This is a genomic window from Desulfobaccales bacterium (assembly GCA_041648175.1).
Classification (GTDB): Bacteria; Desulfobacterota; Desulfobaccia; order Desulfobaccales; family 0-14-0-80-60-11; genus 0-14-0-80-60-11.
Window position 1 is genome coordinate 208,970 of sequence record JBAZPO010000002.1, and the last position, 11,483, is coordinate 220,452.

Genomic DNA, 11,483 nt, shown 5'->3' on the forward strand with positions numbered 1-11,483 from the left:
CCTTGCCACCCCCACCCTAACCCTCCCCCATCATGGGGGAGGGAATTTTATCGGTGGCACAGGCTTTCCAGCCTGTGCTATTGGCGGGCGGGACGCCCGCCCTACCGATTGTTCCCCTCGTTCCCAAGTTGTACTTGGGAACGCCATGGTTTTTGCCAAGCTCTGCTCGGCCGGTGCGTAGGACGCACCCTATATTAGTTTCCCTTTTTCCTCTAATCATGCAACTCCACCACCGTCACCCCGGGGTTGGCGTCCGGCTTGATGTCTTTGACCAAAGTGTGGTGCTTCAGGTGGTCCCACAGGGCCCGTTTGAGGCGGCCGGTGCCGACGCCGTGGATGATGTCCACCTTTTCGGTGCCGTGCAGCACCGCCTGGTCGATGAGCCGGTCCACCAGGGGCAGGGCTTCATCCACCCGGAGACCCACCAGATTGAGGCTGGGCATCCAGGCCGGGGGCCGATGGTAGCCCGAGGCGGTGCCGTGGCTTATGGCTTTGGCGGCCGCGCCTCCAACCAGGGTCACTTCTTCCGGGCTGACCCGGAGCTTGACGCTCCGCGCCTGGACCTCCAGGCGGCCATCCCGGGGGTCGACGGACAAAACATTTCCGGTCAGGTTCAAGGCCGGCAAAAAGACCTGCTGGCCGGGCAGGAACCGGGGAACCGCGGCCGGGGCCGGGGCTGGACCGGGCGAGAGGTCGGCCAAAAGCTGGGCCTGGCGCTGGGAAAACTCCTGGCGCAACTTGCCCCAGGGTTCATGACCGGCTTTGAGCCTGCGGACGATGGCCTTAAATTCGCTCTCGGCCGCCTTGATACGGGCCAGGGCCGCCTGCTTGGTTTCATGAGCTAAACGGGTGCGCTCGGCGGCAAGCTCGGTCTGGGCATCTTCTAAGCCGTGCATTTTCCGGGCCAATTCCGCTTCCCGCTGGGCCAGTTCATGCTGCTCATGGGCCAGATGCTGTTGGGCCGCCTCAACCTGGGCGAGCAATCGATAGGCCCGCAGTTCGTCTTGGTTGAGATAGCCTTCGGCCATCTCCAGAATTTCCGGAGATAAGCCCATCTCCCGGGCGAGCTTTAAGGCGTTGGACGCCCCCACCACCCCATAGGCCAGGCGGTAGGTGGGCCGCCGGGTCGCTTCGTTGAACACCACCGCCACATTTTCGAATCCATCGGTCTTTTGGGCAAAACTCTTTAAGATGGGTAAATGAGTCGTGGCCGCGCCGTAGGCTCCCCGCTGATAAAAGGCATGGAGCATGGCCAGGGCCAGGGCGCCGCCTTCGGTGGGGTCGGTGGCCGTACCGAGTTCGTCCAGGAGAATGAGGGCCCGCTCCGGCAGGTCAGTCAGCATGGTCAAGGCCCGCTTCAGGTGGGCCGAAAAGGTGCTCAAGTGCTGGGATAGGTCCTGGGGGTCGCCGATATCGGCGAAGACCGCATTAAAGGGGCAGAACTCGCTGCCCTCGGCCACCGGGATGGGGATGCCGCTTTGGACCATGAGGGTTAAAAGGCCCAGGGTTTTTAAGGCTACGGTCTTGCCGCCGGCGTTGGCGCCGGAGATGATGACGAACCGGCGCTCCGGGGTCAACTGCAGGTCAATGGGAATCACGTCCTGGGTTTCCAGATTTTCCCGTTTATTCCGCACCAGGAGGGGGTGCCGGGCCTGGCGGAAATCCACCCCGGGTTGCGTCCGCCAGATGGGTTCGCGGGCCCGAAACTCCTCGGCAAACCTGGCCTTGGCCTGGATGGCGTCCAGTTCGGCCAAAATGGACAGGGTCAGGCGAATGTCATCCAGATGATTCCGCACCAGGTCGGTGAGCCGCCGCAGCACCGCCTCTTCCTCGCGCTTTTCCCGGTTGTGCAGGAGGTTCAGGGCATTGTTGTGCTCGACGATGGCCAGGGGCTCGAGAAACAGAGTGGCCTTGGTCTGGGACTGGTCGTGGATGATGCCGGGGATGGCGCCTCTGTGGTCGGCCTTGATGGGAATGACATAGCGGCCATGGCGCTGTGAGATAAGCGGGTTCTGGATGGCATCCTGGTATGCCGGTTGAAAAAAGGTCTGTTTGATCTGGCGGTTGACCGCCTCCCGGGTGTCGGAAAGCTCCCGGCGCACCTGGGCCAGACCGGGGCTCGCCTGATCCAAAATAAAATTATGGGGGCTGATGCACGATTGAATGGCTTCGGAAAGCGGTGGCAGATCCTTGAGACTATCGGCCAGGGCGGCCAGGTTCGGGGTCAAATCGCTCCCCAGGGCAACGTAATGCTTGAGTTGCCGGGCCAGGCGCAGGACCTGCACGATGTGGTTAAAGGCTTCGGCGGGCAAGAGACTGCCCCGGACGGTGGCCTTGCTCAGCCAGGTGGTAAGCTGCGGAAAATCGGTAAAAGGGATAGGGCCTTCGCGGTACTGGAGTTCCCGCAATTCGTGGATTTGCTTAAACGGCGCCTGGATGTGGGCCAGATCGGTGTGGGGCGTAAGCGCCCCTAGAAAGTCCCGTCCCGGTTCAGAGACGGCATAAGTCTGAACCACCCGGAGAAGCGCGGGAAACTCCAGGGCGGTCAAAGTTGGCTCTGACATGACACTCCAGGTTTCCGGTTGGGTTTTCTATAAGTCGCCAAGAGTTTTTTCTAGCCCCTTCACCCTAATCCCCCCAGCGGGGGAAGGATACGGGGAAGAAACTTTGGCGAAGGCGAAGGGTCTATGAACCCAGACGCTGCCGTACGATCTCTTGAATCACCTTGCCATCCGCCCGTCCGGTGAGACGGCCCATGGCGCCTTTCATAACTTTGCCAAAATCCTTGGGGCCGCCGGCTCCCAATTCGGCAATGACGCCGGCAACTTCGGCTTCCACTTCGGCCTGGCTCAGTTGCGGCGGCAAAAAAGAAAGGAGGACACTGAGTTCCTCCTCTTCTTTTTTGGCAAGCTCGGGACGACCGGCTTTCGAGTACTCGGCCATGGCCTCCCGACGCTGTTTCACCTGCGTGTTAATGATTGCTTGGAGTTCTGGTTCGGTGAGTTGGCGTCTAGCGTCCAACTCGCGGTAGTGAATAGCACTCTTCAACAGCCGCAAGGTGGACGCAGTCACCGGTTGTTGGTTTTTGATGGCCTCTTTGAAAGCCTGATCCAGCCGCTGATATAGAGAGATCATGAACCCTCAATTTTTCGCAGCTTCTTCAAAGCCCGTTTCTTGGCCGCCAAAATTTTCTTTTTTCGCTTGATACTGGGCTTTTCGTAATGCTCCCGTTTGCGAATCTCAGAGAGAATCCCGGCCTTTTCGCATTGCTTCTTAAATCGCTTTAAGGCGACCTCGAAAGGTTCGTTGGGTTTTACCCTGACGCCGGGCATCCATTTCGCCTCCTCCCATTGTCAGATGCACTTATCGTCCTGTCCTCCAGGTGGTTCAGTTACGTTTACGCAGAAGATTGGCAGGTTGATATAGTGATCGTCTAAAAACATTTATTCTTTATCATCTGTGCAGAAACTGTCAAGGGGTTTTGTGACAAAACTGCAGATTACTCTGTAAGTTTCCAACGCCCAGAAAAAAAATTTTGTCTATAATTTTCTGCAGTAGCGTATCATAGGGGCAGTGGGAAATGCATCAGCGAAGGAGAGGTATGCTGCGCTTAAACATGAGATGGCTGGGGGTGCTGACCGTCTGGATGGTGCTGGCGGCCGGCTGCGTCACCGTCAAGGTGAGCCTGTTTGAAGAGCCGGCCCCATTGAAGGAGAAAACCATCTCGGGCTATGGCGGGGACAAGATCCTGCTCATGGACGTCTCAGGCGTCGTCCTGGAAGGACCCCACCGCATTTTAGGGTTGACCAGCGGGGTGACTTCGCCCAGCCGGGTCAAGGAAGAGCTGGAAAAGGCCGCTAAAGATGACCGAGTCAAGGCGGTGGTCCTGAAGATCAATTCCCCGGGGGGCACCGTGAGCGCCGCGGATGTCATTCTCCATGAGCTCAAGGCTTTCAAGGCCAAAAGAGGGGTGCCCGTGGTGGTTTGTCTCCAGGGTCTGGCAGCCTCCGGGGGGTACTACGTGGCCCAGGCGGGGGATACCATCATTGCTTATCCAACCTGTATCACCGGTTCCATCGGGGTCATAGCCATGAAGTTCAATCTTCAGGAGTTAATGAACAAGGTTGGCGTAGGCGAAGATGTGGTCAAGAGCGGCAAATGGAAAGATTTCTGGTCGCCGTTTAGGTCCGCCACTCCGCAGGAGAAGGAGATGATGCAGCATATCATCGATGATTTCTACCGGGAATTCGTGAACGTGGTGGCCCAGGGCCGGAAGCTGAGTCTCAAGCAAGCCCTGGCGGTGGCTGATGGCCGGATTTTTACGGCCTCAGAGGCCCGGGATCTGGGATTGGTGGATCAGTTGGGTTACCTGGATGACGCCATCGAGTTGGCCCGGGCCAAAGCGGGTCTGGAAACCGGCGCGAAAGTTATCATATATCACCGCCCGGGGAGTTATAAGCCGACGATCTACTCCTTATTGCCTGATCTGGATATGGTGGGGCCTCAGTTCTTATACCTGTGGTGGGGTGGGGGTACCTGAGTTTAGGGAGAGTTGCATGAAATTAATTTCTTAAGGTCTGCGCTCCGCGGCCGATAAGGATAATAAGAGGGGAGGGCGGGTGCAAGGGAAGGGGATGTCAGGAGAGACCCCGAAGGCTGATGTGACCTGGCCTTACTTTCCTTGGTAAAGAAATTAGATTATATTTTAAGTTGTTCTTCCCCAATGGGGAAGGCGGGCATGCGATGAAAAACTTTGAGGTTAGCGAAGTTAGCCTGTCTATAAGGCGGTGCTGTGCTAAAAAGTTGAAGATATGAACGGACTTCATGGTTGATGCGCCCATAATACAATGACCAAACGGAAAAAAAAGCAGCCCGGCAGCAAGGCGCCGCCGGCTACCCATAACGGGACGGGCAAGGGTCCGTCGCACGGCCAGGTTGCTAAAAATGCCGTTCTGACAGGGAATGCCAAGTTTATGGAGCTGGTTCACCAAGTTATTTCTGAAGCCCCGGAGATCAGGCCAGAGAAAGTTGGTCCGCTGCAGGAGGCTATTGACCAAGGCACCTACGGCATCGATGTCCGGAAACTCGCCAATATTCTTATTACCAAAATGTTCCTGGACCATTGATCTCTTAAGATTCAGACCACAGTGTCTTTCTTTCCGCTCGCGCCCGCGGCCATCTCTTCTGCCGGGATGGCACGCCAGCAAGAATTCTCCTCACTTCATGGCGCGGCTAACTTTGAGTAAGCCTAAGTACGCGTTGGAGCAGCATGGCTGCGGCCTCTTCCACTTCCGCCAGGGTCGTTGGGAGGCCGACGCTGAAACGCACTGCCCCTAAAGCGACTGAGGCCGGCAGGCCCATGGCCGCCAGTACCGGGGAGATGGCAACTTGTCCGGCGTGGCAGGCTGAGCCCAGGGAGGCGGCTACCTGAGGCAGACCTCCCATGAGGTCGCAACCGGCCAGCCGCGGAAAAGAAACGTTGAGGGTGTTGGGGAGGCGTTCCACCTCCGGACCGTTGAGGATGAGGCCGGGGACGCCATTGCGCAGCAGCTCGTGGAGCCGGTCCCGCAGGCCGCGCAAGTGAGCCGGGGCGACAGGTAGACGCTCCCGGGCCAGGCGGCAGGCTTCCCCCAGAGCCACGATATATGGCACATTTTCGGTGCCGGCGCGGCGGCCCCCTTCCTGGGAAGCCCCATGGAGCAGGGGGGTAAAGCCGACTCCGGGCCGCACGTATAAGGCCCCGATGCCTTTGGGGGCATAAAACTTATGACCCGCCACCGTGAGGAAATCCACCCGCAAGACGTCCACGTCCACGGGAACCTTGCATATGCTCTGGGCCGCGTCGGTGTGGAAGAGAACCCCTGCCTCCCGGGCCAAGGCGCCGATCTCCCGGATGGGCTGGATGGTTCCGGTCTCGTTGTTGGCATGCATCACGCTGATCAGGATGGTATCGGGCCTCAAAGCTCGGCGCACCTCGCCGGGGTCCACCAGGCCGGTACCGTCTACGGGCAGGATAGTCACGTCAAACCCCTGGGACTTTAAAAACCGGCAAGGGGCCAGCACCGCCGGGTGCTCCGTGGCCGCAGTGATGATATGGCCGCGGCCGTGACTATGCGCCACGCCCTTAAGCACCGTATTGTTGGCTTCGGTGGCGCCGCTGGTGAAGACGATAGCATCGGGGGCGCACCCCAGCAGCGCGGCCACTTCCTCGCGGGCGCGGCGCACGGCCTCCCGGGTTCTGAGGCCCAAGGGATAGTCACAACTGGGATTGCCGAATTCCGCGGTCAGAAAGGGCTCCATGGCCCGGAAGACCTCCGGAGCCACGGGGGTGGTGGCATTGTAATCCAGGTAGATCATGGCGATTTAAGACCTAAAAATGAGGTATAAGATTTTGCGAAAAAAGTCTCCATTGAGCCTTTTGCAAATCGCCGGACATTATGTAATCGCGGGATTTAGCCTGAGTCAACACCGCTTTCAAGTCTGTGCTACCGGAGAAAATCATAAGGCTTCGACCCACCGGCAATTTTTGCAAGAGGCTCCATTGAAATCACGAGATCGCCAGAACCTGCTTGAGAGCCTTGCTGATACTCTCTAAATCTTCTTTGGACATTTCCTCAATCCAGGCGGACAGGCGGGTTTTATCTATCGCCCTGATCTGATCGCACACCGCCCGCACCTCTTGGCCCATGCATCGGACTCTTACAGTAATGGGCGGCTTCGCCTCTCCGGCGCTGCTTAGGGGCATAACCAGGACCGTTCTCCGGGCTTGGTTGAGTGGGGACGCACCCACCAGAACGCAGGGGCGACCTTTCTTGATCTCCGCTCCCTGAGTGGGGTCCAGATTTACCCAATAAATGTTACCACGTTTCAGTTTCGATTCCATCACCAACGGTCACGTCCCAGTCAGCCACCTCGGCCTGGAGTTGCTCATCCTGTTCCACAGCCAGGGCGCATTCATAGAGTTCCCGTTCCCGCCGACGGACCTCTTCTTCCAGCAGATCAGCCACTACCTTGCTCCGTTGGCGAGGCGGAATCACGGCCTGCATCCTGGCAAATAAGTCATCTGATAATGAAACCAAGACCTTCACAGTACTTTCTCCCAATCAATTTAGATATAATATATCCGATATCTTAATTTTTCTCAAGCTCAATGGATAAAAGCAGCAATTTTATCTGATTTTCAAATCAGCCAATCTTCTTCTGAAGCCACCTTCCCCTTGACAGACTCCTGATAGGCGCTAAGATTAGGCAAGGGTTCAAAGTACCTAATTTTCACCATCATGAGCCGATCTTTATCTCCCACACTTTACCGCATGGGTCGTTGGTTCTGCCACCAGACCATAGGGAGGTATTTCTCCCTGCGGATAAGCGGCCTTGAGCACCTACCCACGCAGGGTCCCGCGATTATTTGCCCCAAGCACCAGCGCTGGGAGGACATCCCTATTATCGGCATGGCGTTGCCCCCCCCGCTGCACTATATTGCCAAGGTGGAACTGTTCCAGCAGCCGGTCGTGCGGGAGTTATTGGGGGCCTGGGGGGGCGTGCCGGTGGACCGGAAAAATCCCCGAGCCACTCTGTCGTCCTTCAAGCGGCTCCTGCCGCTCCTGGTCAACCGGGCCTTCATCGTGTTGTTCCCCGAGGGCACCTATTTTGTGGGCCGGGTTGGACCCGGCAAGCACCGGCTGATTCAACTGCTCCTCAAGTTGCAGGGCCAGGAGGGCTTAAAGTGCCTGCCTTTTGTGCCTGTGGGGGTAAACTATGAGCCCCGGCCGCATGGCTATATTGTGCACGTACAATTAGGGCCGCCGCTGATAGCCCCCGGTCCCCGCCAGGCCCCCGCTTTGACCAAAGTTCTCATGTCTCATATCGCCCGGCTATCAGGCTTCTAATTTCCCAGCGCTGTCAGCAAATCTTCCCAAGAAAATCTCGCCAGAAGAGTGATTTTCCCAAAAACCGCCTTATTTTGTTAAGAGGTGCGGGAGTCACGTCAATCCATACGCATGCCCCAAGATGGCTCAAAAAATGGTGCGCAGGGCGCACCCTGCATGAGGTGAGGCCATGAGGACAGGTTGGCAATTTATGTCGTGGAGATGGTGGGTGGTCCATTTTCTGGGCTTTGCTTTGATCTATTCCGCAGGGCGTCTGACCGCCACGTTTCTGAAAGGGTGATCATGAACCGCTGGCTGCCTTATGTGCTGTTTCCCAGGCCCGGTTGGTATATCCTGCATGCGATCATTATCACCCTGGTATTCTGCCTGGGCTATGTCGTGAAATTTTAAGGTGAGCCCATGACAACCCAACGCCGACAACTTTGGGTGGCTCTGGTGGCCCTGGCCATGGGCGCCGCCATGCTCCATTTCCGGGTTCATCCCCCGGATAACCTGACGCACTTGTGGCCCAACCTCTTTTCCGTCATCGACCTGGTCCTGGTGAGCGCCTTGTTCCTGTTCCGGGGCACTGCCCTGGTGGGTCTGTTGCTTAACAGTTTTATGGCCTACCTGGGGATTATCATGATGGCGGATTTTTCCCTCAGCGCCACCCTGGCGGGCCAGGTAAACGTTATGCCGGGCCAGAACTTTTTTGGCTGGCTGCTCCTTACCACCTTTCCGGATATTATGATCCTCCTGGCCGACTTTCTCATCGGTCTGGCCCTTTACCGGGCTATTTTGGCAGAGAAAAGAGGTTAATTTTGGGGGAGGGGCAGAGTGGGGATGAAATAGCTGACATCCTTCCCCCTCCCACCAACCCCCTCCCACCAGGGGAGGGGGAGCTTGGGATTCTCTATTGTTGAAAGATAGTTCGGAACGCCGCACCGCCACTTCTCCTAGAGTTCCTTATAGTTTTCCTCCTGCTTGCAGGGCGTTTTTCAGGGCCAGGGCCTTTTCCGCCACCGACATGGGGTTGGTTCCCAGGATGCGAATCATGGGTTCCTTGCCCCAGTCGCCCTTATCAAAGATCAGGTCGGGCGGGGGGGTATCGGGCTTGAGGACCGAAGCCACGCCCCAGGCCAGGGTGCTGCCTTCCCGGGCCTTGACCTCCGGGGGCTCGGTGCTGCGGTCGAAGGCGGCCACTTTCAGGTGGAGCAGCGGGGCCAGGTCTTCGATGCCATCGAAAAATTTTACGTTCATGGCGCACCTGAGTTCAGGGTGGGTGGTCATAGCGGTGAGGATGATCGCGGCGATATGGCGGGAGGCGCCGAAGGCCGGAGGCGCAGGGATAAACAGACCCTGGGGGCTTTTCAGGATGCGTCCCGGAAACGCGGCTACGTCGTTGGGTCCCTCCGGGTAAGGGGTGGCATAGGCCAGGTTGGACATGACTTCCGGGATGAGCGGACTCAAGTCTTCGGCCGAAAGGCGCGCCGCGGCGGTTTGCAAAGCTTCCAGAACTTGCCAGCGAGCCAGTTCCCGGGCGAAGGGAGCATAGGGGTTAACCGGGCCATTGCCCCGGCCCAGGGGCAGGCCATACTTGAGGGCCTGGACCGTGAGGGTTCGGGCCTGGTTCACGGTTTCGGGCAGGGACAGCCCCTGGGCCAGGTTTGCGGCGCAGGCGGAGGCCAGCAGGCAGCCGGAGCCGTGGTTATGCGGTGCGGTAAGGCGTATCCCGGGCAGGTGATAGGTGTTTTCTCCGTCGGTGAGCACGTCCACCGGGTCCCCCGGCAGGTGCCCGCCCTTGGCCAGGACCCAGCGGGGTCCTAAAGCCTGAAGCCGGCAGGCTGCTTCGGTCAGGTCTTCGGGGGTTTGGATCTCGATTCCGGTTAAGCGGGCGGCTTCCGGGGCATTGGGCGTGAGGAGATAAGTCAGGGGAAACAGCTCTCTTTTCAGAACATCGATGCCGGCTTCATCCAGCAGCGGGAAGCCGCCGCCTGCGGCCAGCACCGGGTCCAGCACCAAGGGAGACGTGTCCAGGCTCTTAATGCGATCAGCAACCAGGCGCACAATATCGGGGCTGGCCAACATCCCCGCCTTGATGGCATCAATGGGAAAATCGCTGATGACTGCGTCCAATTGGGCCGCCACCACCTCTTTAGCCACCGGATGGACAGCCTGGACCCCCTGGCTGTTCTGGATGGTCAGGGCCGTGACCACCGTGAGGCCGTAAGCCCCCATGAGGGTGGTCACCTTCAAATCCTGTTGCAGACCGGCGCCGGCGCCCGGGTCGGAGCCAGCAATGATCAAGACGGTTTTCATGGGCTTTGCCAATTTCCTTTTAAATCATGGGCCCGCGGCCCATCCGCAAATAATGAAAGGTATTGGTGGCACAGGCTTTCCAGCCTGTGAAGGACACCCGAGCGCGGGTATCTTACACTTATTTATATACCTTTTTTCAAATGAGGACTTACTTTGACTCACCCGCATTCATGTTTAGCCGGCATCACCACAGGCTGGAAAGCCTGTGCTACCGTTTTATAATTTCCGGCCACAAGCCAAGCAGCGCCGGGCTTCGGCCACCAGTTCCCGGCGGTAGTCTATGGTGAGATAGAGGTTCCGGGCGATGCGCAGTTCCGCCAGGGCCATGTAAAAAGGGTTCAGGTTATAGAGGCGGTCGGCCAGGGCGGGGGCGAAGTCGGCGGCTGCCAGATAAGCCCGGAAGAAATGTCCGATGGCTGCTTCGGCCCCGCCCCAGTTCTGGAGGCGCCAGCCCCAGGCGTGCTTGAGTTCGCCAGCTACCCAGGACAGGTCCCAGAGACGGTCGCCGACCCTGAGCTTCTCCAGGTCCAGGGCTAGTGCCCGGCCATCCGGGAAGAGGAAGTTGGTGGGGGTGGCGTCGCCGTGCACCAGCACCTGTCCGTCGGCAAAATCCCGGAAGCGGACTTCCCAAAGAGCGCGTTCATAGATCAGGGCCTGCCAGTCTTCGCGGCTCAACAGCCCGGCTGCCTGCAATTGCCCCATCACCTTATCCAGGTAGGCCAGGGCGGGGGCTGGCTCGACCGGCAGCGACGGGACCGGCCGGGAGTGAAACATGGCCAGCAGGTGAGCCAGTTTTTCCAAGCCCCGCTTAAGGGGCGCGGGGTCCCCGTGGAGACACGCCTGGCGGATGAGATTATCCAGGTCCGGGCCGGGAACCGCTTCCAACAGGAGCCCCAAGGACCCCTGCGGCCAGCGGCCCAAGAGTCGGGGAACCAGGCCCTGGCCCTGGGTGAGACCCAGGTCCGGGAGTCGCAGGTAGTTGTTGTATTCCTGGATCAGACTGAGGTCAGCGGAGAGTTGCGGCGGATAAGCGGAAAAGAATTTTCCCACCACAGCATTCCCTTCAGGCAGGGTGAAACGTAAGACCTGGCGGGAGGAGGGCAGAGATTCCACATAAACCTCTCCGGCCAGGGACCCTGAAATTCCGTCGTTTTCGAGCAGTTGCCGGAGGGCCTGGGCCAGGGGATTGGATGCGGGCAACGGTTTCATGGCGTTTTCCGGCATGGCGACCTTAAAAAAATCCCCCTAATCTAAATCCCCCTTTTACAAAGGGGGACTTAAAACAGCTTGTGGTGA

The 11,483-nt window shown here is 58.5% G+C and carries 13 protein-coding genes; 5 read left to right on the top strand and 8 right to left on the bottom strand.

Annotated elements, in window-relative coordinates:
- Window positions 1–212 precede the first annotated feature (212 nt).
- The 3 genes from WC600_02990 to rpsU all read right to left on the bottom strand — a co-directional run bounded on the left by WC600_02990 (window position 213) and on the right by rpsU (window position 3,332).
- A complete protein-coding gene (locus WC600_02990; GenBank protein ID MFA4901690.1) occupies window positions 213–2,564 on the bottom strand; it encodes a Smr/MutS family protein in 2,352 nt (783 codons plus the stop codon).
- Between the two features lie 121 nt (window positions 2,565–2,685).
- Entirely contained in the window at window positions 2,686–3,135 is a 450-nt protein-coding gene (locus WC600_02995) for a GatB/YqeY domain-containing protein (GenBank protein MFA4901691.1), read from the bottom strand.
- On the bottom strand, window positions 3,132–3,332 hold the full coding sequence (gene rpsU, locus WC600_03000) for a 30S ribosomal protein S21 (protein MFA4901692.1): 201 nt from the start codon (window positions 3,330–3,332) through the stop codon (window positions 3,132–3,134). The genes WC600_02995 and rpsU overlap by 4 nt, the downstream gene beginning before the upstream one ends.
- A gap of 269 nt (window positions 3,333–3,601) precedes the next feature.
- Here rpsU and sppA point away from each other — a divergent pair, with 269 nt between their 5' ends.
- Window positions 3,602–4,540: a signal peptide peptidase SppA gene (sppA, locus tag WC600_03005; protein MFA4901693.1), complete on the top strand. Its 939-nt coding sequence runs from the start codon at window positions 3,602–3,604 to the stop codon at window positions 4,538–4,540.
- Window positions 4,541–4,847: 307 nt separating this feature from the next.
- Window positions 4,848–5,126 (top strand): flagellar biosynthesis anti-sigma factor FlgM, encoded by a 279-nt coding sequence (locus WC600_03010; GenBank protein MFA4901694.1) that lies wholly within the window; start codon window positions 4,848–4,850, stop codon window positions 5,124–5,126.
- Between the two features lie 106 nt (window positions 5,127–5,232).
- Here the strand turns inward: WC600_03010 and WC600_03015 are convergent, their stop codons facing one another.
- From WC600_03015 to WC600_03025, 3 genes are all read right to left on the bottom strand, one after another.
- The gene (locus WC600_03015) at window positions 5,233–6,357 is read right to left on the bottom strand and encodes a cysteine desulfurase family protein (GenBank protein ID MFA4901695.1); all 1,125 of its coding nucleotides are present in this window, start codon (window positions 6,355–6,357) and stop codon (window positions 5,233–5,235) included.
- A gap of 190 nt (window positions 6,358–6,547) precedes the next feature.
- Window positions 6,548–6,883, bottom strand: a complete 336-nt coding sequence (locus tag WC600_03020) for a type II toxin-antitoxin system PemK/MazF family toxin (protein MFA4901696.1) — start codon at window positions 6,881–6,883, stop codon at window positions 6,548–6,550.
- A complete protein-coding gene (locus tag WC600_03025; GenBank protein ID MFA4901697.1) occupies window positions 6,858–7,037 on the bottom strand; it encodes a hypothetical protein in 180 nt (59 codons plus the stop codon). Before WC600_03025 ends, WC600_03020 begins: the two co-directional genes overlap by 26 nt.
- 243 nt (window positions 7,038–7,280) lie before the next feature.
- Between WC600_03025 and WC600_03030 the strand changes: the two genes are divergently transcribed.
- The 3 genes from WC600_03030 to WC600_03040 all read left to right on the top strand — a co-directional run bounded on the left by WC600_03030 (window position 7,281) and on the right by WC600_03040 (window position 8,687).
- Entirely contained in the window at window positions 7,281–7,889 is a 609-nt protein-coding gene (locus WC600_03030; protein MFA4901698.1) for a lysophospholipid acyltransferase family protein, read from the top strand.
- A 180-nt stretch (window positions 7,890–8,069) separates the two neighbouring features.
- Complete coding sequence (locus WC600_03035; GenBank protein ID MFA4901699.1) at window positions 8,070–8,279, top strand: hypothetical protein; 210 nt, start codon at window positions 8,070–8,072, stop codon at window positions 8,277–8,279.
- Between the two features lie 9 nt (window positions 8,280–8,288).
- Entirely contained in the window at window positions 8,289–8,687 is a 399-nt protein-coding gene (locus WC600_03040; GenBank protein ID MFA4901700.1) for a hypothetical protein, read from the top strand.
- Between the two features lie 147 nt (window positions 8,688–8,834).
- On the opposite strand, the gene thiD is transcribed toward WC600_03040, so the two are convergent.
- Together thiD and WC600_03050 are read right to left on the bottom strand one after the other, a co-directional pair.
- A complete protein-coding gene (gene thiD / locus WC600_03045; protein MFA4901701.1) occupies window positions 8,835–10,187 on the bottom strand; it encodes a bifunctional hydroxymethylpyrimidine kinase/phosphomethylpyrimidine kinase in 1,353 nt (450 codons plus the stop codon).
- Window positions 10,188–10,403: 216 nt separating this feature from the next.
- Entirely contained in the window at window positions 10,404–11,396 is a 993-nt protein-coding gene (locus WC600_03050) for a phosphotransferase (GenBank protein MFA4901702.1), read from the bottom strand.
- Window positions 11,397–11,483: the final 87 nt, after the last annotated feature.

Excerpts from the sequence above, each read along its gene's own strand:
- WC600_02990 (MFA4901690.1), bottom strand. The coding sequence starts at position 2,564 with ATGTCAGAGCCAACTTTGACCGCCCTGGAGTTTCCCGCGCTTCTCCGG.
- WC600_02995 (MFA4901691.1), bottom strand. The coding sequence starts at position 3,135 with ATGATCTCTCTATATCAGCGGCTGGATCAGGCTTTCAAAGAGGCCATC.
- rpsU (MFA4901692.1), bottom strand. The coding sequence starts at position 3,332 with ATGCCCGGCGTCAGGGTAAAACCCAACGAACCTTTCGAGGTCGCCTTA.
- sppA (MFA4901693.1), top strand. The coding sequence starts at position 3,602 with ATGCTGCGCTTAAACATGAGATGGCTGGGGGTGCTGACCGTCTGGATG.
- WC600_03010 (MFA4901694.1), top strand. The coding sequence starts at position 4,848 with ATGACCAAACGGAAAAAAAAGCAGCCCGGCAGCAAGGCGCCGCCGGCT.
- WC600_03015 (MFA4901695.1), bottom strand. The coding sequence starts at position 6,357 with ATGATCTACCTGGATTACAATGCCACCACCCCCGTGGCTCCGGAGGTC.
- WC600_03020 (MFA4901696.1), bottom strand. The coding sequence starts at position 6,883 with ATGGAATCGAAACTGAAACGTGGTAACATTTATTGGGTAAATCTGGAC.
- WC600_03030 (MFA4901698.1), top strand. The coding sequence starts at position 7,281 with ATGAGCCGATCTTTATCTCCCACACTTTACCGCATGGGTCGTTGGTTC.
- WC600_03040 (MFA4901700.1), top strand. The coding sequence starts at position 8,289 with ATGACAACCCAACGCCGACAACTTTGGGTGGCTCTGGTGGCCCTGGCC.
- thiD (MFA4901701.1), bottom strand. The coding sequence starts at position 10,187 with ATGAAAACCGTCTTGATCATTGCTGGCTCCGACCCGGGCGCCGGCGCC.
- WC600_03050 (MFA4901702.1), bottom strand. The coding sequence starts at position 11,396 with ATGAAACCGTTGCCCGCATCCAATCCCCTGGCCCAGGCCCTCCGGCAA.